The sequence below is a fragment of the Streptomyces sp. NPDC101490 genome (genome assembly GCF_044767145.1).
Classification (GTDB): domain Bacteria; phylum Actinomycetota; class Actinomycetes; order Streptomycetales; family Streptomycetaceae; genus Streptomyces.
In genome coordinates, this window is the sequence record NZ_JBIWNI010000003.1 from 302,736 (window position 1) to 322,767 (window position 20,032).

At 71.7% G+C, this 20,032-nt stretch carries 13 protein-coding genes; 5 read left to right on the top strand and 8 right to left on the bottom strand.

What is annotated here, in order from left to right; translation table 11 throughout:
- Positions 1-92: 92 nt before the first annotated feature.
- A complete protein-coding gene (dnaE, locus tag ACIRQY_RS09025) occupies positions 93-3,635 on the bottom strand; it encodes a DNA polymerase III subunit alpha (protein ID WP_403923195.1) in 3,543 nt (1,180 codons plus the stop codon).
- Positions 3,636-3,825: 190 nt separating this feature from the next.
- Between dnaE and ACIRQY_RS09030 the strand changes: the two genes are divergently transcribed.
- From ACIRQY_RS09030 to ACIRQY_RS09045, 4 genes are all read left to right on the top strand, one after another.
- Positions 3,826-5,148 (top strand): DUF2252 domain-containing protein, encoded by a 1,323-nt coding sequence (locus tag ACIRQY_RS09030; RefSeq protein ID WP_403923197.1) that lies wholly within the window; start codon positions 3,826-3,828, stop codon positions 5,146-5,148.
- An 82-nt stretch (positions 5,149-5,230) separates the two neighbouring features.
- Positions 5,231-5,917, top strand: a complete 687-nt coding sequence (locus ACIRQY_RS09035; RefSeq protein WP_403923199.1) for a hypothetical protein — start codon at positions 5,231-5,233, stop codon at positions 5,915-5,917.
- Between the two features lie 59 nt (positions 5,918-5,976).
- Positions 5,977-6,792 carry a thioredoxin domain-containing protein gene (locus tag ACIRQY_RS09040; protein ID WP_403923201.1) on the top strand — a complete coding sequence of 272 codons (816 nt, stop codon included), beginning with the start codon at positions 5,977-5,979 and terminating at the stop codon, positions 6,790-6,792.
- Positions 6,793-7,152: 360 nt separating this feature from the next.
- On the top strand, positions 7,153-8,811 hold the full coding sequence (locus tag ACIRQY_RS09045; RefSeq protein WP_403923203.1) for an alkaline phosphatase D family protein: 1,659 nt from the start codon (positions 7,153-7,155) through the stop codon (positions 8,809-8,811).
- A 370-nt stretch (positions 8,812-9,181) separates the two neighbouring features.
- Here the strand turns inward: ACIRQY_RS09045 and ACIRQY_RS09050 are convergent, their stop codons facing one another.
- The 6 genes from ACIRQY_RS09050 to ACIRQY_RS09075 all read right to left on the bottom strand — a co-directional run bounded on the left by ACIRQY_RS09050 (position 9,182) and on the right by ACIRQY_RS09075 (position 14,686).
- Positions 9,182-9,763 (bottom strand): dienelactone hydrolase family protein, encoded by a 582-nt coding sequence (locus ACIRQY_RS09050; RefSeq protein ID WP_351779281.1) that lies wholly within the window; start codon positions 9,761-9,763, stop codon positions 9,182-9,184.
- 149 nt (positions 9,764-9,912) lie between these two features.
- Positions 9,913-11,499 carry a Na+/H+ antiporter gene (locus tag ACIRQY_RS09055; RefSeq protein WP_403923205.1) on the bottom strand — a complete coding sequence of 529 codons (1,587 nt, stop codon included), beginning with the start codon at positions 11,497-11,499 and terminating at the stop codon, positions 9,913-9,915.
- A 120-nt stretch (positions 11,500-11,619) separates the two neighbouring features.
- Positions 11,620-12,093: a GNAT family N-acetyltransferase gene (locus tag ACIRQY_RS09060; RefSeq protein ID WP_351779287.1), complete on the bottom strand. Its 474-nt coding sequence runs from the start codon at positions 12,091-12,093 to the stop codon at positions 11,620-11,622.
- Entirely contained in the window at positions 12,090-13,031 is a 942-nt protein-coding gene (locus tag ACIRQY_RS09065) for an RluA family pseudouridine synthase (protein WP_351779290.1), read from the bottom strand. The genes ACIRQY_RS09060 and ACIRQY_RS09065 overlap by 4 nt, the downstream gene beginning before the upstream one ends.
- Before the next feature lie 40 nt (positions 13,032-13,071).
- The gene (gene lspA, locus ACIRQY_RS09070) at positions 13,072-13,764 is read right to left on the bottom strand and encodes a signal peptidase II (RefSeq protein ID WP_403923208.1); all 693 of its coding nucleotides are present in this window, start codon (positions 13,762-13,764) and stop codon (positions 13,072-13,074) included.
- Positions 13,765-13,843: 79 nt separating this feature from the next.
- Entirely contained in the window at positions 13,844-14,686 is an 843-nt protein-coding gene (locus ACIRQY_RS09075; RefSeq protein WP_403923210.1) for a TraR/DksA family transcriptional regulator, read from the bottom strand.
- 538 nt (positions 14,687-15,224) lie between these two features.
- On the opposite strand from ACIRQY_RS09075, the gene ileS reads away from it, so the two are divergent.
- Positions 15,225-18,368, top strand: a complete 3,144-nt coding sequence (gene ileS, locus ACIRQY_RS09080) for an isoleucine--tRNA ligase (RefSeq protein WP_403923212.1) — start codon at positions 15,225-15,227, stop codon at positions 18,366-18,368.
- 387 nt (positions 18,369-18,755) lie between these two features.
- Here ileS and ACIRQY_RS09085 read toward each other — a convergent pair whose 3' ends face one another.
- On the bottom strand, positions 18,756-19,979 hold the full coding sequence (locus ACIRQY_RS09085; RefSeq protein WP_351779302.1) for a DivIVA domain-containing protein: 1,224 nt from the start codon (positions 19,977-19,979) through the stop codon (positions 18,756-18,758).
- Positions 19,980-20,032: the final 53 nt, after the last annotated feature.

Sequence of the window (20,032 nt, forward strand, 5' to 3'; positions counted from 1 at the left end):
CGCGCCCCTTGCGCGTGGGTGCGGGGCCCCTCGGCGGGGCCCCGGGCGGCCGGGCGGGCGCGGGCGTTCCGGCCCGTACCGCCCCGGACGGGCTATCCGGCCAGGCAGGACGGGCCGAGGAGCACCTTCAGGTCGCCGAAGAGCGCCGGGTCGGCCTGCACCCGGTGCCGGTCGAGCCGGAGCACGGTGGTGGTGCGGGGGCCCTGGAGCTTGATCCGGACCTCGGTGTTGCCCCGGTGGTGGCCGAGGATCTCGCCGAGCCGGGTGATCATCGGCGGGGTGACCTTCACGGTGGGGATGGTGAGGATCACGGGTGCGTTGGTCCCGGCGTTCGACAGGTCGGGGACCATCAGTTCCATGGCGACGAGCCGGGGCACGTCCTCGCGCTTGTCGAGGCGTCCCTTGACGAAGACGACCGTGTCCTCGACGAGCTGGGTGGAGACCAGCTGGTAGGTGGCCGGGAAGAACATGCACTCGATCGATCCGGCCAGGTCCTCGACGGTGGCGATGGCCCAGGCGTTGCCCTGCTTGGTCATCTTGCGCTGGAGGCCGGAGATGATGCCGCCGATGGTGACGACCGCGCCGTCGGCGTGCTCGCCGCCGGTGAGCTGGGAGATCGCCGCGTCCGTCTTGTCGGACAGGACGTGCTCGATGCCGAAGAGCGGGTGGTCGGAGACGTACAGGCCGAGCATCTCGCGCTCCTGGGCGAGCAGGTACGGCTTCTCCCATTCGAGGTCGGAGAACTCGACGTCGAGGCCGAAGCCGGGCTCGTCGCCGCCGCCGTCGTCGTTCATGCCGCCGAACAGGTCGAACTGTCCTTCGGCCTCCTTGCGCTTGACCGCGACCACGTTGTCGATCATGGGTTCGTGGTGGGCGACCAGGCCCTTGCGGGTGTGGCCCATCTCGTCGAAGGCGCCGGCCTTGATCAGCGACTCGACGGTCCGCTTGTTGCAGACGACGGCCTCGACCTTGTCGAGGAAGTCGGGGAAGGTGGAGTACTTCCCCTTGGCCTTGCGCGACCTGATGATCGACTCGACGACGTTGGTGCCGACGTTGCGGACGGCGGAGAGGCCGAAGAGGATCACGTCGTCGCCCTGGGCGGCGAAGTTCGACTCGGACTCGTTGACGTTCGGCGGGAGCACCTTGATGCCCATGCGGCGGCACTCGTTGAGGTAGACCGCCGACTTGTCCTTGTCGTCCTTGACGGAGGTGAGCAGTCCGGCCATGTACTCGGCCGGGTGGTTGGCCTTGAGGTAGGCGGTCCAGTAGGAGACCAGGCCGTACGCGGCGGAGTGGGCCTTGTTGAAGGCGTAGCCGGCGAAGGGGACCAGGACGTCCCAGAGGGCCTTGATGGCCGCGTCGCTGAAGTCCTTCTTCTTGGCTCCGGCCTCGAAGATGACGAAGTTCTTCGCCAGTTCCTCGGGCTTCTTCTTGCCCATCACGCGGCGGAGGATGTCGGCCTCGCCGAGCGAGTACCCGGCGATGATCTGGGCGGCCTTCTGCACCTGCTCCTGGTAGACGATCAGGCCGTAGGTGACCGCGAGCACCTCTTCGAGCGGCTTCTCCAGCTCGGGGTGGATCGGGGTGATCTCCTGCTGGCCGTTCTTGCGGAGCGCGTAGTTCGTGTGCGAGTTCATGCCCATCGGGCCCGGCCGGTACAGGGCGGACACGGCGGAGATGTCTTCGAAGTTGTCGGGCTTCATCAGCCGCAGCAGCGAGCGCATGGGGCCGCCGTCGAACTGGAAGACGCCGAGGGTGTCGCCGCGCTGGAGCAGTTCGAAGGTCTTGGGGTCGTCGAGCGGCAGGGCCAGGAGATCGAGGTCGATGCCCTTGTTGGCCTTCACCATCTTGACGGCGTCGTCCATGATCGTGAGGTTGCGCAGGCCCAGGAAGTCCATCTTGAGCAGGCCGAGCGACTCGCACTGCGGGTAGTCCCACTGCGTGATGGTGACGCCGTCGGTGTGCCGCACCCAGATCGGGGCGTGGTCGACGATCGGCTCGCTGGACATGATCACACCGGCCGCGTGCACGCCCATCTGGCGGACCAGGCCCTCGACGCCCCGGGCGGTGTCGATGACCTTCTTGACGTCCGGCTCGTTCTCGTACATCGCACGGATCTCACCGGCCTCGCTGTAGCGGGGGTGGGAGGGGTCCGTGATGCCGTTGAGGTCGATGCCCTTGCCGAGGACGTCGGCGGGCATGGCCTTGGTGAGCCGGTCGCCCATGGCGTACGGGTAGCCGAGGACGCGCGCGGAGTCCTTGATGGCGTTCTTGGCCTTGATCTTGCCGTAGGTGCCGATCATGGCGACCTTGTCGGAGCCGTACTTCTCCGTCACGTACCGGATGACCTCGACGCGCCGGCGCTCGTCGAAGTCGATGTCGACATCGGGCATCGAGATGCGCTCGGGGTTGAGGAAGCGCTCGAAGATCAGTCCGTGCGGGATCGGGTCGAGGTCGGTGATGCCCATGGCGTACGCGACGATCGAGCCGGCCGCGGAGCCGCGGCCGGGGCCCACCGCGATGCCCTGGCTCTTCGCCCACATGATGAAGTCGGCGACGACGAGGAAGTAGCCGGGGAAGCCCATCGAGATGATGGTGTCCATCTCGTACTCGACCTGCTTCATACGGTCGTCGGGGATGCCCCCGGGGAAGCGGCGGGCCATGCCCCGCATGGTCTCCTCGCGGAACCAGGTGACCTCGGTGAACCCCTCCGGGATGTCGAACTTCGGCATCAGGTTCTTCTCGACGAACATGCCGTCGGTGGAGACCTGCTCGGCGACCAGCAGGGTGTTGCGGCAGCCCTCCTGCCAGGCGTCCGAGGAGTCCACGGCGTACATCTCGTCGGTGGACTTCAGGTAGTAGCCGGTGCCGTCGAACCGGAAGCGGTCCGGGTCGGAGAGGTTCTTGCCGGTCTGGATGCACAGCAGGGCGTCGTGGGCGGTGGCCTCGTGCGCGTACGTGTAGTGCGAGTCGTTGGTGACCAGCGGCGGGATGCCGAGCTTCTTGCCGATCTCCAGGAGCCCGTCCCTGACCCGGCGCTCGATCTCGATGCCGTGGTCCATCAGCTCCAGGAAGTACCGCTCCTTGCCGAAGATGTCCTGGTACTCGGAGGCCGCCTTCAGCGCCTCGTCGAACTGGCCGAGGCGCAGCCGGGTCTGCAGCTCGCCCGAAGGGCAGCCGGTGGAGGCGATGAGCCCCTCCGACCACTGGGAGATGGTCTCCTTGTCCATCCGGGGCCACTTCTGCAGCCAGCCCTCGGCGTAGGCGTCCGAGGAGAGCCGGAAGAGGTTGTGGAGTCCGGTGGCGTTCGCCGCCCAGATCGTCTTGTGGGTGTAGCCGCCGGAACCGGAGACGTCGTCGCGCTTCTGGTGCGGCTGGCCCCACTGGATCTTCCGCTTGTTGCGGCGGGACTCGGGGGCGACGTACGCCTCGATGCCGATGATCGGCGTCACACCGGCCTTCTTGGCCGTGTGGAAGAAGTCGTACGCGCCGTGCAGGTTGCCGTGGTCGGACATGGCGATGTGCGTCATGCCCATCTCGTTGCACGCGTCGAACATGTCCTTCAGCCGCGCGGCACCGTCCAGCAGCGAGTACTGGGTGTGGACGTGGAGGTGCGTGAAGGGCGGCTTGGTCACGGCGGGAGGCCTCCGGGAAACGACGGACTACAGGCTGCGGACAGTCTGGGGGGACAGCGTGGAAGTCTACGTCCCGCGAGTGACAGCCGACGGGCACTCGCGACTAGGGTCGCGCGTTGGGAGACAGGGAACGCCTGTCCCAATTGTCGTGAACATTCTCTGAGCACGCCCGGTACCAGGAGGCATCTCGATGTCGGTCCCCCAGCCCACCGCAGCGGAGCGCGGTGAGCACGTCCTCGCCGTCTTCGACACCGCCTTCGGCGAACTGCTCGCCGCCGACCCCGCGGCCTTCCGCGTGAAGTTCCGGAAGATGGCCGGTTCCGCCTTCGCGTTCTACCGGGGCACCGCCTGCCTCTTCTACGCGGACCTCGCGGACGAGGCCGAGGGCGGCCCCTACCTGGACGAGCGCACCGGCCGGGTCTGGATCCACGGCGATCTGCACGCCGAGAACTTCGGCACGTACATGGACGCCAACGGGCGCCTGGTCTTCAACGTCAACGACTTCGACGAGGCGTACGTGGGCCCCTTCACCTGGGACCTCAAGCGGCTCGCCGCCTCCCTCGCCCTCATCGGCTACGCGAAGGCGCTCAGCGACGAGCAGATCACCCACCTGGTCCGGATCTTCGCCGCCTCCTACCGGGAGCGGATCCACGCGCTCGCCGTCGGCGCGAGCGAGGAGCTGCCGCCGTTCACCCTGGACACCGCCGACGGCGCGCTGCTCGCCGCCCTCCGCGACGCCCGCGCCCTGACCCGCTTCGGGCTGCTCGACTCGATGACCGAGATCAGGGACTTCGAGCGCCGCTTCGCCTCCGGCGGCGGCGCGATCGAGCTGGACGCCGCCGCCCGCTACAAGGTCCTCGCCGCCTTCGACGGCTATCTGGAGACCCTGCCGGAGTCCAGCCTCGCCCGCCCCGACTCGTACCGGGTGAAGGACGTCGTCGGGCGCCGGGGCATCGGCATCGGCTCGGCCGGCCTCCCCTCGTACAACATCCTCCTGGAGGGTCCCAGCGACGCCCTGGAGAACGACGTCGTGATCTACCTCAAGCAGGCGCAGACCCCGGCGGTCTCCCGGCACGTGACGGACCCGGCGGTACGGGGCTACTTCCGGCACGAGGGCCACCGGACCGTGATCTCGCAGCGGGCGCTCCAGGCGCACGCCGACCCGTGGCTGGGCTGGACCGAACTGGACGGCGCCGGTCAGCTGGTCGCGGAGGTCTCGCCGTACGCGGTCGACCTGGACTGGTCGGACATCGACGACCCGCGGGACATCGCGGCCACCGTCGCCGACCTGGGCCGGGCGACGGCGACCATGCACGCGGCGGCGGACGAGTCCAGCGGCCACTCCCTCGTGCCGTTCTCCACCGAGCGGGCCATCGACGCGGCCATCGCCGCCGACGAGGAGGGCTTCGGCGCCCTCCTGGTGGACTTCGCGCACGCCTACGGGGCACGGGCACGGGCCGACCACCAGATCTTCGTGGACCTCTTCCGCAACGGCCGGATACCGGGGCTCTGAGCGGCGGGGACCTGACCCGTGGGGTTTCCCACAGCTTCCCCTTAGGCACGTCCTACCGCCCGGCGTGGGAGACTCGCCGACGATGGACATGGCAGGGACGCAGCTGAGGGCGCTGCGGGCGGCGCTCTTCACGGCAGTGGTCGTGACGCTGTCCGTGGCGTCCCACGTGCTGCTCTCCCGCGTACCGCTGCCGCTCGGCACGGTCGTCCCGGTCGCGGTCGGCGTCTTCGCCGTGGCCTACCTGCTGGCGGGCCGCGAGCGGGGATTCGGCCCGATCGCGGGGCTGCTGGTCCCGCTGGAGCTGGCCGCCGACACGCTCTTCACCAGCGGTCAGGCGATCTGTTACGGCCCCGCCGGCGGACCGGTCGCCGGTTCGCTGCGCTCGGTCGGCCTGGAGGTCTTCTGCGGTGGCGCGCTCGGCGCGCCGCTGCCCGGTGTGGTGGGTCCGGAGGGCGGCGGCGCGGCAGCCGTGCTCGCCTCCCCCGACCCGGCGCTGCCCTGGCTGCTGCTCGGCGTCCACGTGGGCGTCGGCCTCGCGGCGGCGCTCTGGCTGCGCGGCGGGGAGCGGGCGCTCGTCCGGCTGCTGAACGCGGTGGCGGCCTTCGCCTTCCGGCCGCTGCTGCTGGTGACCGCGCTGCTGCGCGCCGGAGGTCCGGCGCCCCGGCGTACGGGACGGCCGTCGGCGCGCCCCCGGTTCTCCCGCGCCAGGTTCCTCACCCACTCGGTGGGGCGGCGGGGACCGCCGTGCCCGCGCTTCGCACTCGTCTGAGTGCGGCGCACGCGCACGCAGTCCCCACCCTTTTTCCCACCGTCACGGAGATCACCGCCATGAGCGCACGCAACAACCAGTCCAACAAGGCCGCCGCCCGCGAGCGGCTGCGCGTCGAGCGCGAGCAGCAGGCGAAGAAGGACCGGGTCCGCCGCCAGGTGGTCGTCGGCGTCTCGGCGGTGGCCGTGCTGGCCGTCGCCGGGGGCATCGGCTACGCGGTCGTCCAGTCCAACAAGCCGTCCGCCTGGCAGGCCGCTTCCGACGCGAAGTCGGTCACCGCGCCGAAGAACACCTCGGGCACCAACGGCACCACGGTCGTCATCGGCAAGGACTCCGCGGACAAGACCCTGGAGCTGTACGAGGACTCGCGCTGCCCGATCTGCGCGACCTTCGAGCAGTCCGTGGGCGCGGTCGTCGAGAAGGACGTCGCCGAGGGCAAGTACAAGCTGAAGTACGTCGGCGCCACCTTCCTGGACAACGCTGCCGGTGGCGAGGGCTCGAAGAACGCCCTGTCGGCGCTGGGCGCGGCCCTGGACGTGAGCCCCGAGGCCTTCCTGAAGTACAAGGGGGCGCTGTACTCGGCGGAGTTCCACCCGGAGGAGAACGACGACAAGTTCGGCAAGGACTCCTACCTGCTGAAGATCGCGGACTCGGTCCCGGCGCTGAAGGGGAACGCGGCGTTCAAGAAGAACGTCGAGGAGGGCACCTTCGACGCCTGGGCGATGAAGATGTCGAAGGCCTTCGACGACAGCGGGGTCACGGGCACGCCGACCCTGAAGATGAACGGCAAAACGCTCACGGTGGAGGGCAGCCAGAACCCGCCGCTGACGGCGGAGCAGTTCCAGACGGCGATCACCGCCGCGCTGAAGGGCTGACGCCCCGGCAGCCGCCCCACCCGGCCCCTCACCGGCCCCGGTCCGCCCGTTTCACGCGGCGCGGACCGGGGCCGTGGTGCTGGGGGGCCGTGTACATCGGCTGGGAGCCGGTGGGTCCGGTACGGGTCGCTCGTACGGCCGGATCGGGGCAGCGGCAGCGGCAGGGCCAGCGGGTACGGAGCACAGGAACGGCCCGAGAGCCGCGCCGCCGACGAGGGGCACCGCGTCCCCGCGTCCCCGCGTCCCCGCGTCCCCGCGTCCCCGCGTCCCCGCGTCCCCGCGTCCCCGCAGGACAACGACCCGACAGACTTCCGGGTGCCGGCTGTCACCCACCCCTACCCGTCAGTAATCTGACTGACCGTGACCAGTCGTTCCATACCCATCGCCCCCACGCGGCGCACGGTCGTCAAGGCCGCCGCCGTCACCGCCGTCATCGCACCGGCCCTCCTCGGCACGGCCGCCACGGCCGCCACGGCCCACGCCGCACCCGCGGCACCCGTCTTCCTCCACGGCGTCGCCTCCGGCGACCCGCTGCCCGACGGCGTCCTGCTCTGGACGCGCGTCACCCCCGTCCCCGAGGCCGTCCCCGGCTCCGGTCTCGGCCCTGACGTCCCCGTCGGCTGGGAACTCGCCGAGGACCGGGCCTTCACCCGTCCCGTCGCCTCCGGCACGACCACGGCGACCGCCGCGGCCGACCACACGGTGAAGGCGGACGTGCGGGGGCTGCGCCCGGCGACCTCCTACTGGTTCCGCTTCACCGCGGGCTCCGCCGTCTCCCCCGCCGCCCGCACCCGCACCGCCCCGGCGGCCGACTCCGCCGCGCCCGGCGTGCGCTTCGGCGTGGTGTCGTGCGCGAACTGGGAGTCCGGCCACTTCTCCGCGTACCGCCATCTCGCCGGGCGCGCCGACCTGGACGCGGTCCTGCACCTCGGCGACTACGTGTACGAGTACGGCAGCGGCGTCTACCCGGACGCGAAGTACACCGTCCGGCGGCACGAGCCGCGCCACGAGATCGTCTCGCTGGCCGACTACCGCCTCCGGCACGGCACGTACAAGACGGACCCCGACCTCCAGGCGCTGCACGCGGCGCACCCGTTCGTCGCCATCTGGGACGACCACGAGTTCGCCAACGACGCCTGGCCGGGCGGCGCCGAGAACCACACGCCGGGCACCGAGGGCGACTGGGCGGCCCGGCTCGCCGCCGCCAAGCAGGCGTACTTCGAGTGGATGCCGGTCCGCGCCTCCACCGAGGGCACGGTCTTCCGGCGGCTGCGCTTCGGCAAGCTGGCCGATCTGCACCTGCTGGACCTGCGGTCCTTCCGCTCCGCCCCGGCGAAGACCGGCAGCGGCACCGTGGACGACCCGGAGCGGACCGTCACGGGACGCGCCCAGCTGGACTGGCTCAAGTCCGGCCTCGCCGCGTCGGACGCGTCCTGGCAGCTGGTCGGCACCTCGGTGATGATCTCGCCGGTCGCCTTCGGGGCGCTGCCCGCCCATCTCCTGGCGCCGCTCGCCGAGCTGCTCGGGCTGCCGAAGGAGGGTCTCGCGGTCAACGTGGACCAGTGGGACGGCTACACCGACGACCGCCGGGAGCTGCTGGCGCACCTGACGTCCCGGTCCATCCGGAACACGGTCTTCCTGACCGGTGACATCCACATGGCGTGGGCCAACGACGTGCCGGTGAAGGCGGCGACGTACCCGCTGTCGGAGTCCGCCGCGACGGAGTTCGTGGTCACCTCGGTGACCTCGGACAATCTGGACGACATGCTGCGCGTGGCACCGGGGACGCTCTCGGCGGTGGCCTCGGGCGCGATCAGGACCGCCAACCGGCATGTGCACTGGGTGGACATGGACCACCACGGCTACGGGGTGCTGGACGTGACCGCCGAGCGTTCGCAGATGGACTACTACACGGTCTCGGACAAGGCGGACCCGGCCGCGACGACGTCCTGGACGCGCTCCTACCGGACGCTGAGCGGGACGCAGCGCGTCGAGCGGGTGTACCAGCCGGTGCACTGAGACACCTCCGGTCGCGGGCGGGGAACGGGCCCGGAGCAGAAGACGGAAGCGGTACGGCTCCGAACCTCCGGGCAACCACCTCGAAAAGGCCCCACCGGAAGCCGCCCCGCCCCCCCTCCCTCCACACCCCCGCCCCCGGGCGGCGAGCAGCACCACACCGAGGGCGGCCACGCGGACCACCGGCACCACGGAACGGCCGCCGGACGGCGTGACGCGCCTGACGGACCGTCCCGCACCCGGGGCCGGACCCGTCCCGCACACAGGGGTGGGGGCGGGGGGGGGCGCCCCCCGGGCCCCCCCCCCGCCCCCCCCGGGGGGGGGGCCCGGGGCCCCCCCCCCCGGGCCCCACCCCCGTGTCTCCGCGCCGGAACTAGGCCGCGTCCTTCAGTTCCTCCAGGAACGACAGCGCCACCGACCAGGTCCGCTCGGCCGCCTCCTCGTCCCAGTCGGGCAGCTCCGGGTCCGTGTAGAGGTGCCCGGCGCCCCGGTAGCGGTGGACCTCCACGTCCGCCCCCGCCCGGCCCATCTGGAGATACCAGGAGGACAGCCAGTCGTCCGTCTCGAACGGGTCGGGCTCCGCCACGTGCAGCTGTACGGGCAGCTCGTCCACCGACGCGTTCGGCGCGAGGTCCGAGGTGCCGTGGAGCAGGAGCAGCCCGCGCGCCCGCTCGTCACCGAGGGCCAGGGTCTGCGCGACCGAGGCGCCGAGGGAGAAGCCCGCGTAGACCAGACCGCGCTCCGAGTACGGGGCGGCGGCCAGGATCGCCCGCTTCAGCAGCTCGTCCTTGCCGATCTCGTCCCGCTTGGCCATGCCCTCCTCCACCGACTCGGTGGTCCAGCCGTCGAAGAGGTCCGGCACCCGCACCTGGTGCCCGGCGGCCCGCAGCCGCTCGGCCGCGGCCTCGACGGCCGGGCGCAGCCCGTAGACCGAGTGGAAAAGCATGATGTCCATACGGGCCATCCTGCCACCCACCAGCGAGGACGGGGACGACACCCGCCCCGCGCCGCACCCGGCGTCCCACCCGCACAGGCCACCCGGCCACCCGGCCACCCGCATATGGCAACCGCCCCGGGCCACGGCCCGTACCGCGCCCCCGCCCCTCACCTCATGCTGCGCACGTCCAGCTGGCGCAGCACCCGGTCCACCACCTCCGGGTCGGCGCCCGGTTCGTTGCGGGCCGCGAGCACCTCGTGCCGGGCGGCCGACATCAGCTCCCGCTGGATCCGCTGCACCGCCTTGAACCGTTCCGTCCGCTCCAGGAACGCGGCCCTGCGCTCCTCGTCGACGACGTCCGGGCTGATCCTGGCCCCGATGTCGTACGCCCCGCGCGCGAGCCGCTCCTGCACCTCCTCCGGCAGGTCCTCGACCTCCTCGATCTCCTTGAGCCTGCGCTTGGCCGCCTTCGCCGCCCGGATCGCCAGCTCGCGCTCCAGGGCCCGTTCGGCGTCCGCGTCGGCCCGCACGTCGAGCCGCCGGACCAGCCAGGGCAGGGTCAGGCCCTGGAGGACCAGGGTGCTGATGATCACGCAGAAGGCGATGAAGACGATCTCGTCGCGGCCGGGGAACGGCGCCCCGTCGTCGGTGCGCAGCGGAATGGCGAGCGCCAGGGCCACCGAGGCCACCCCGCGCATCCCGGCCCACCACATGACGATGGTCTCCCGCCAGCTCGTCGGGATCTCCTCGTCCACGTCCCGGCGCGTGTGCAGCCGTTTCGCCAGCCAGGTGGCGGGCAGCAGCCACAGCAGCCGGACGACGACGACCACGCCGACGACGACGGCGCCCCAGCCGAGCATCCGCCAGCCCCGGCCCTCGGCCACCCCGAAGACATGGATCATCTCCAGACCGATGAGCCCGAAGGCGATTCCGGTGACCAGGGTGTCGACGACCTGCCAGAAGGTCTGTCCGGCGAGCCGGCCCATGACGTCGTCCGCGTCCGCCGCGTGCTCGGCCAGGAAGAGGGCGGTGACCAGGACGGAGAGGACCCCGGAGCCGTGCAGTTCCTCGGCGAGCACATAGCTCACGAAGGGCACGAGGAGGGTGAGGCCGGTCTGGAGGGTGACGTCGCCGAGGAGCCCGATGAGCTTGTTGGAGAGCCAGCCGAGCAGCAGTCCGACGACCAGGGCGACCACGGCGGACAGCACCAGCTCCCCGACCGCCTCCGGCCAGGAGAACGTTCCGCTGACGGCCGCCGCGATGGCCACGTGGTAGAGCACGATCGCGGTCACGTCGTTGAAGAGGCCCTCGCCCTCCAGGATCGACACCAGCCGTCTCGGGAGCCCCAGCGAGCCCGCCACGGCGGTCGCCGCGACCGGGTCCGGCGGGGCGACGAGCGCGCCGAGGGCGATGGCGGCGGCCAGCGGCAGACCCGGCACGAGGACGTGCGCGACCGCGCCGACGGCTGCCGTGGTGACGAAGACGAGGGCGACCGCGAGGAGGAAGATGGGCCGCTTGTTCGCCGCGAACTGGCGCCACGAGGTGCGCTGCACGGAGGCGTAGAGCAGTGGGGGCAGCACCAGCGGGAGGATGAACTCCGGTGGGATCTCGACGTTCGGCACGAAGGGCAGGAAGGCCAGCACGATCCCGACGAGGGTCATCAGGACGGGCGCGGGCAGTCCGAGCCGGTCACCGAGGGGCACCGTGAGCAGGGCGCCGAGGAGCAGCAGGAACAGCAGGGCCAATTGATCCACGGGCCCACCCTGCCACGTATGCCCGTTCTGTCCGCCGATACCCCCTGTGTACGTCTCCGCGCGGCGGGTGCTACGGGGGCGGCGGGCCGCGCCGGAGGGCCGGACGGCGCCGCCGGTCCGCTACAGGGCCCTGCGCATCGCCCGGTGCGGCATGTCCGCGTCCGGGAACTCGGGGCCGTACGCCGTGTAGCCGAGCCGCTCGTAGAAGCCGAGGGCATGGGTCTGGGCGTGCAGGTCGACGGCGGCCAGGCCGCGCTCGCGCGCCGCGTCCTCGATGCCCCGCACCAGCGCCGCGCCGACGCCGAGGCCACGGGCCGCCCGGACGACCGCGAGCCTGCCGAGCGAGCCCACCGAGGCGTCGGCTCCGGTCCTCCCGGCGGCGTCCGCGCCGTACAGCAGGCGTCCGGTGCCCAGCGGCAGCCCGTCCGCGCCGACCGCGAGGACGTGCACCGCCGTCCCGTCGAACGCGTCGTACTCCAGTTCGCCCGGCACGCCCTGTTCCTCGACGAAGACCTCACGGCGCACCGCGAAGCACGCCTCGCGGTCCTCGGCGCCGACCGCCTCGCGCACGGTGCACGCGCCGGTGGCGGTCACCGGCTCTCCGAGGCGATCCGGTCCAGGGCCCGCTGGAGGTCCTCGGGGTAGGTGCTGGCGAACTCGACCCAGGAGCCGTCGCCGGGGTGCTCGAAGCCGAGCCGGACGGCGTGCAGCCACTGCCGGGTCAGCCCGAGGCGCTTGGCGAGCGTCGGGTCGGCGCCGTAGGTCAGGTCGCCGACGCAGGGGTGCCGGTGGGCGGACATGTGCACCCGGATCTGGTGGGTGCGGCCGGTCTCCAGCTTGATGTCCAGCAGCGAGGCCGAGCGGTACGCCTCGATGAGGTCGTAGTGGGTGACGGAGGGCTTGCCGTCGGCGGTGACGGCCCACTTGTAGTCGTGGTTCGGGTGCCGCCCGACGGGGGCGTCGATGGTGCCGCTCATCGGGTCGGGGTGCCCCTGGACCAGCGCGTTGTAGCGCTTGTCGACCGTGCGCTCCTTGAACTGGCGCTTGAGCGAGGTGTACGCGTACTCGGACTTGGCGACCACCATCAGACCGGAGGTGCCGACGTCGAGGCGGTGCACGATGCCCTGGCGCTCGGCGGCGCCGGAGGTCGAGATGCGGTACCCGGCGGCGGCGAGGCCGCCGATGACCGTGGTGCCGGTCCAGCCGGGGCTGGGGTGCGCGGCCACTCCGACCGGCTTCATGATCACGACGATGTCGTCGTCGTCGTGAATGATCTCCATGCCCTCGACGGGCTCGGCGACGATCTGCACCGGAGCCGCGGCCCCCGGCATCTCGACTTCGAGCCACGCGCCGCCGCTGACCCGCTCGGACTTGCCGACGACGGCGCCGTCGACCTGGACCTTCCCGGCGGCGGCCAGCTCGGCCGCCTTCGTACGGGAGAAGCCGAACATACGGGCGATGGCGGCGTCGACGCGCTCGCCCTCCAGGCCATCGGGAACGGGCAGGGTGCGGATCTCGGGACTCGTGCTCACCCGTCGAGTATGCCTTGTGCGGAAGGTGCCGCGTTCTGCGTCAGTCCTTGTGGACGGTGCCGTCGGGGTCCAGACCCCGGAAGGACAGGATCACGATGAGGATGCCGCCGCAGACGATCGCGGAGTCCGCGAGGTTGAAGACGGCGAAGTGCGCGGGCGCGATGAAGTCGACGACGGCGCCCTTGAAGACGCCCGGGGAGCGGAAGATGCGGTCCGTGAGGTTGCCGAGCGCGCCGCCGAGCAGCAGTCCGAGCGCGATGGCCCAGGGCAGGCTGTAGAGCTTCCGGGCCAGCCGGATGATCACGACGATCACGGCCGCCGCGATACAGGTGAAGATGATCGTGAAGGCCTCGCCCATGCCGAACGCGGCACCCGGGTTGCGGATGGCGTCGAAGCGGAGCAGATCGCCGATCACCTCGATCGGCTCGCGGCCCTCCAGCTTCTCGACCACCAGCATCTTGGTGCCCAGGTCGAGCAGGTAGGCGAGCAGCGCCACCACGAAGAGCGCGAAGATCTTCCGGCGGCCCCTGGGACGCTCCTCGACGGCCTCGCCGCCGTCGGCGTCCACCGCGCCGCCCCGGGCGTCCGCGCCCCCGGCTCCCGCGCCGCCGTCCGGCGTCGTGGCGCCCTCCGGCGCGGCCGTGCCGTCACCGGCCGCCGTCGCCTCGGAGGCGGCCGGGTCGTCGGCCCCTGCTGAATCCGGCGTACCGATGATGCGCTCCGCCTCTGCCACGTGAGTGAGTCCCTCGACCTCGATGCCTGACCGTGCCCCGAGGGTACGGCACAGGCGTACGAGACCCGCAGCCGAGACCTCAGCCGCGCCGCTCCTGCCGCTGCTTGTCCTCGACGCAGAGCGTGGCCCGGGGGAAGGCCTGCATCCGCGCCTTGCCGATCGGCTTCCCGCACACCTCGCACAGGCCGTACGTGCCCGCGTCGAGCCGTTCCAGGGCGTGCTCGGTCTGTTCCAGCATCTCGCGGGAGTGGGCGGCGAGGGCCAGCTCGTGCTCCCGGGTGATGTTCTTGGTGCCGGTGTCGGCCTGGTCGTCCCCGGCGCCGTCGCCGGAGTTCCGCATGAGACCGGTCAGCTCCTCCCGCGAGTGCGCCAGCTCGCTGCGCAGCCGGAGCACCTCGGACTGGAGGGTGGTACGGGCCTCGGTGACCTCGGCCGGGGTCCACGGCTCCTCGCCGGGCCGCACCGCCAGCCCGCCGGTACGGGCCGTGGGCACCACGGCCCCGTCCTCCTCGGCCGTGACGCCACCCGCGGTCTTCTTCGCTGTCACCGTCCTGGCTCCTGTCCGCTGCTCGGCGGCGGGCGCCTTCCCGGCGGCCGCCTTCTTCGCCCGGGTCCTCCCGGGCGGCTTCTCCCCGGCGGCGGCCGGGTCCCCGGCACCCGCCACCGCCGCCTTCTTCGCGGTGGCGGTCTTCGCGGCGGTCTTCCCGGCCGTGGTCCTCTTCGCCGCCGCGCTCTTCCCGGCCACCGCCTTCTTCGCGGCGCGCTTCTTCGCGGCGGGCGTCTCCGTGACGTCCGCCGCGCCCGGGTCCGCCGGCGGTCCACCGGCCGGTGGCGGCGCCCCGGCCACGTCCTCGGCACCCCCGGCCGGACCGGTGGAACCGGCGGCCGAGGTCTTCTTCGCGGCGGTCTTCTTCGCCACCATGTCGCGGCCCCTTCACATTTTGTGATCTTGCTCGCGCACCGTGGTGGGACGATAAATCGGCCCGGGGCCCGCGGCAACGGGGCACGCCGCCGTTCCCGCCCCGCCCCCGCCTCCCTCGGGGCGGACCTGCCTCCGTTGTTCCCAGCTCCCCGCCGGGTAATCCGGCCCGCCCTCCCCCACATGGCCGCATCCCGGGTCCGGCCGCCGCATATGGCCATTCGGGTCACGGGAAATCCGGTCCGCCTTCTCCGCCCCGGGCCCTTACACTGGGCGGAGCGAAAGGCTTGGATGGGGACGAGTAGCGTCGTACGCGGCCATGAGCGACCCGGGGACGGTGAGAGCCCGGGGGTCAGCCCGATGTGAAGCATCACCCCGGAGCCGTCGGAAGAAAGCCGCAGCACGACGCGGTGACTAGACCCGGCGTCGCACCCCAATGAGGGGGCTCGGGGCGTGCCCGCCCTGGGCCAAGGAGGGTGGTACCGCGGGAGCAGCGCTCTCGTCCCTCCGACGGAACGACACCAGTCCGCCGGAGGAACCGATGACACCGCCGCAGTACCGCCAGGTGCCCGCCCAGGTCGACCTGCCCTCGATGGAGCACGCCGTGCTCGATCTCTGGCAGGAGAACAAGATCTTCGCCAAGAGCCTGGAGCAGTCCGAGGGCCGCCCGGAGTGGGTCTTCTACGAGGGCCCGCCCACCGCCAACGGCATGCCCGGCGCGCACCACATCGAGGCCCGCGTCTTCAAGGACGTCTTCCCCCGCTTCCGGACCATGCGCGGCTACCACGTGGCCCGCAAGGCGGGCTGGGACTGCCACGGCCTGCCGGTCGAGCTCGCCGTCGAGAAGGAGCTCGGCTTCTCCGGCAAGAAGGACATCGAGGCGTACGGCATCGCCGAGTTCAACGACAAGTGCCGCGAGTCCGTGACCCGGCACACCGACGCCTTCGCCGAGCTGACCACCCGCATGGGCTACTGGGTCGACCTCGACGACGCGTACCGGACCATGGACCCCTCGTACATCGAGTCGGTCTGGTGGTCGCTGAAGCAGATCTTCGACAAGGACCTGCTCGTCCAGGACCACCGGGTCGCCCCCTGGTGCCCGCGCTGCGGCACCGGGCTGTCCGACCACGAGCTGGCGCAGGGCTACGAGACGGTCGTCGACCCCTCGGTGTACGTGCGCTTCCCGCTGACCTCCGGCCCGCTGGCCGGGAAGGCGGCGCTCCTCGTCTGGACGACGACCCCGTGGACCCTGGTGTCGAACACGGCGGTCGCCGCCCACCCCGAGGTCAGCTACGTGGTCGCCACCGACGGCGACGAGCGGGTCGTCGTCGCCCAGCCGCTGCTGGAGAAGGCGCTCGGCGAGGGCTGGGTCACCACCGGCGAGTCGTTCACCGGCGCGGAGATGGAGCGCTGGACCTATCGGCGCCCCTTCGACTTCATCGAGTTCCCCGAGCCCGCGCACTACGTCGTCAACGCCGAGTACGTGACGACCGAGGACGGCACCGGTCTGGTCCACCAGTCCCCCGCCTTCGGCGAGGACGACCTCAAGGTCTGCAAGGCGTACGGCCTGCCGGTCGTGAACCCGGTCCGCCCCGACGGCACCTTCGAGGAGGACGTGCCGCTGGTCGGCGGCCTCTTCTTCAAGAAGGCCGACGAGGCGCTCACCGCCGACCTGGACGCGCGCGGGCTGCTCTTCCGGCACATCGCGTACGAGCACAGCTACCCGCACTGCTGGCGCTGCCACACGGCCCTGCTCTACTACGCGCAGCCGTCCTGGTACATCCGTACGACCGCGGTCAAGGACCGGCTGCTCGCGGAGAACGAGCGGACGAACTGGTTCCCCGACTCGGTCAAGCACGGCCGCTTCGGCGACTGGCTCACCAACAACGTCGACTGGGCGCTCTCCCGCAACCGCTACTGGGGCACCCCGCTGCCGATCTGGCGCTGTGAGGACGACCACCTGACCTGCGTCGGCTCCCGCGCCGAGCTGACCGGGCTGACCGGCACCGACCAGTCCGGGCTCGACCCGCACCGCCCGTACATCGACGCCGTGACGTTCGCCTGCCCCGCCGAGGGCTGCGGGAAGACCGCGACCCGCGTCCCCGAGGTCATCGACGCCTGGTACGACTCGGGCTCGATGCCGTTCGCGCAGTACGGCTACCCGTACGAGAACAAGGAACTGTTCGAGAGCCGGTACCCGGCGCAGTTCATCTCCGAGGCGATCGACCAGACGCGCGGCTGGTTCTACACCCTGATGGCCGTCGGCACCCTGGTGTTCGACAAGTCCTCGTACGAGAACGTGGTCTGTCTGGGCCACATCCTCGCCGAGGACGGCCGCAAGATGTCCAAGCACCTGGGCAACATCCTTCAGCCGATCCCGCTGATGGACCAGCACGGCGCCGACGCCGTCCGCTGGTTCATGGCGGCCGGCGGCTCACCGTGGGCGGCCCGCCGGGTCGGCCACGGCACGATCCAGGAGGTCGTCCGCAAGACCCTCCTGACGTACTGGAACACGGTCGCCTTCCAGGCCCTGTACGCGCGGACCGCGGGCTGGGCGCCGAGCGCCGCCGACCCGGCCCCGGCCGACCGCCCGGTCCTCGACAAGTGGCTGCTGTCCGAGCTGAACACGCTGGTCGCCGAGACGACCGAGGCGATGGAGTCGTACGACACCCAGCGCACCGGCAAGCTCGTCTCGGCCTTCGTCGACGATCTGTCGAACTGGTACGTGCGCCGGTCCCGCCGCCGTTTCTGGCAGGGCGACAAGGCGGCCCTGCGCACCCTCCACGACGTGATCGAGACGGTCACGCGGCTGATGGCCCCGCTGACCCCGTTCATCACGGAGCGGGTCTGGCAGGACCTGGTGGTGCCCGTGACGCCGGACGCCCCGGAGTCGGTGCACCTGTCCACCTGGCCTGAGGCGGACACCTCCCGGATCGACAGGACGCTCTCCGAGCAGATGCTGCTCGTCCGGCGGCTGGTCGAGCTGGGCCGCGCCACCCGCGCGGAGTCCGGGGTGAAGACCCGTCAGCCGCTCTCCCGGGCCCTGGTCGCGGCGAACGGCTTCGCTGCCCTCTCCGAGGAACTCCGGGCGCAGATCACCGAGGAGCTGAACGTCAGTTCCCTGGCCTCGCTCTCCGAGGTCGGCGGTTCGCTCGTCGACACCACCGCCAAGGCGAACTTCCGTTCCCTGGGCAAGCGGTTCGGCAAGGGCGTCCAGGACGTGGCGAAGGCGGTGGCCGCGGCCGACGCGGCGGCGCTCTCCCTGGCCCTGCGGACCGGCGAGGCGAGCCTGGAGGTGAACGGCGAGACCATCACCGTCACCCCCGAGGAGGTCATCATCACGGAGACCCCCCGCGAGGGCTGGTCGGTCGCCTCGGACGCGGGCGCCACGGTCGCCCTGGACCTGGAGATCACCCCGGAGCTGCGCAAGGCCGGTCTGGCCCGTGACGCGATCCGGCTCATCCAGGAGGCCCGCAAGAACAGCGGTCTGGACGTGGCCGACCGGATCGCCCTGCGCTGGCTGACGGACTCCCCGGAGACGGCGGAGGCCCTGACGGCCCACGCGGAACTGATCGCGGACGAGGTCCTGTCGACGGACTACGCCCAGGCCGAGGCCGACGCGTCCTACGGGGCGCCGTTCACGGACGAGTCGCTGTCCCTGACGTTCCGCCTCCGCAAGGCCTGACGTCCCCGGAAGGCCCGGCTCCCCGGAAGGGGGAGCCGGGCCTTTCGCCTACCCGCTCCGGAACGGCAACCCTCGGACTCCCCCGCGCCGCCACCCCCGTGCGTCCGGGTCCGGGGTGGGGCCCATGTTCCGGGCAGGGCTGGCCCCGGATCCAGTCAGGGGCGGGGGGGTCCCGCCGCGGGCGGGCCCGTGCTCCTGGCCGCCGCCCGGCCCCGCACGGCCCAAGTCCGTGTCACGGACCTGCCCATGAGCCCGCCCGGCACCCCATCGCCCCGCGGCCGTGTCGGCCCGCCCCCGCCCACGGCAAAGGGCCGGGCCCCCGGTTTCCCGGGGGCCCGGCCCTTCAGCCTGCCGACGGCTACGCGCTCATCGCGCGACCGCCCGCCGTCAGTTGTCGTCCTCGTCGATGAGGAAACCGCGCATCGGCGCGGGCGCCTGCTGCATCGGCTGCGGAGCCTGCGGACGGACCGGAGCCATCGGCTGGGTCATCGCCGGAGACATCTGCTGCTGACCGCCGTAGGAGGGGGCACCGCCCATGGACGGCGCACCGCCCATCGCGCCGGTGCTGCCGTAGGACGGCGCACCCGCACCGGCCGAGGCCATCGACGGGGCCGGCGGCAGGGAGGCCGCCGCCGGGGTCCGCGGCGGGGCCAGCGAGTCGTCGGCCTGCGTCTCCAGCTGACGCAGCTGCGACTCCAGGTACGACTTCAGCCGCGTGCGGTACTCGCGCTCGAAGCCCCGCAGGTCCTCGACCTTGCGCTCCAGGGTGGCGCGGGCGGACTCCAGGGAGCCCATGGCGACACGGTGCTTCTCCTGCGCGTCCCGCTCCAGGGCGTCCGCCTTGGAACGGGCGTCCCGCTCCAGGCCCTCGGCACGCGAACGCGCCTCACCGACGATCTTGTTGGCCTCGGAACGGGCCTCGGCGATCGCCTGGTCGGCGGTCTGCTGGGCCAGCGAGAGGACACGGGCGGCACTGTCGCCACCGGGGCCCTGCTGCGGCTGCTGCATCTGCGGCGGCATCTGCTGCTGCATCTGCTGCGGGTGACCCATGGGGCCGCCCTGCATCTGGCCGGGACCCATCGGTCCGCCCTGCATGGGACCGCCCTGCATCGGGCCGCCCTGCATGGGACCGCCCTGCATGGGTCCGCCCTGGAGCTGGCCGGGACCCATGGGTCCGCCCTGCATGGGACCGCCCTGCATCGGGCCGCCCTGCATGGGGCCACCCTGCATCTGGCCGGGACCCATCGGTCCGCCCTGCATCGGACCGGCGGGAAGCTGGGGGGCACCGGACGGCAGCTGCGGCGGGCCCATCTGCGGCGGCTGCTGCTGGACCGGCGGTCCCGATATGGCGGCGGGCACCGGCGCGCCGGGTCCGACGGGACGGTCCTGCGGCTCCGGGGGCTTGCGCATGCCCTGCTGCTGCTGGTTCTGCGCGGCGGCACGCGTCGCGGCGGCCAGCTTGGCGCGCAGGTCCTCGTTCTCGCGGAGCAGGCGGGTCAGTTCGGACTCGACCTCGTCGAGGAAGGCATCCACCTCGTCCTCGTCATAGCCTTCTCGAAGGCGGACGGTCGTGAACTGCTTGTTCCGCACATCCTCGGGAGTCAGCGGCATCTCTTCTTCACCTCTACGTAGTCGTCGGCAGTCGGCAAGACCGTATCGTCCAC

Bases quoted from the DNA above. Each gene is read 5' to 3' on its own strand.
- ACIRQY_RS09085 (WP_351779302.1), bottom strand. From the start codon at position 19,979: ATGCCGCTGACTCCCGAGGATGTGCGGAACAAGCAGTTCACGACCGTC.
- ACIRQY_RS09075 (WP_403923210.1), bottom strand. From the start codon at position 14,686: ATGGTGGCGAAGAAGACCGCCGCGAAGAAGACCTCGGCCGCCGGTTCC.
- ACIRQY_RS09040 (WP_403923201.1), top strand. From the start codon at position 5,977: ATGAGCGCACGCAACAACCAGTCCAACAAGGCCGCCGCCCGCGAGCGG.
- ACIRQY_RS09030 (WP_403923197.1), top strand. From the start codon at position 3,826: ATGTCGGTCCCCCAGCCCACCGCAGCGGAGCGCGGTGAGCACGTCCTC.
- ACIRQY_RS09050 (WP_351779281.1), bottom strand. From the start codon at position 9,763: ATGGACATCATGCTTTTCCACTCGGTCTACGGGCTGCGCCCGGCCGTC.
- ACIRQY_RS09035 (WP_403923199.1), top strand. From the start codon at position 5,231: ATGGACATGGCAGGGACGCAGCTGAGGGCGCTGCGGGCGGCGCTCTTC.
- ileS (WP_403923212.1), top strand. From the start codon at position 15,225: ATGACACCGCCGCAGTACCGCCAGGTGCCCGCCCAGGTCGACCTGCCC.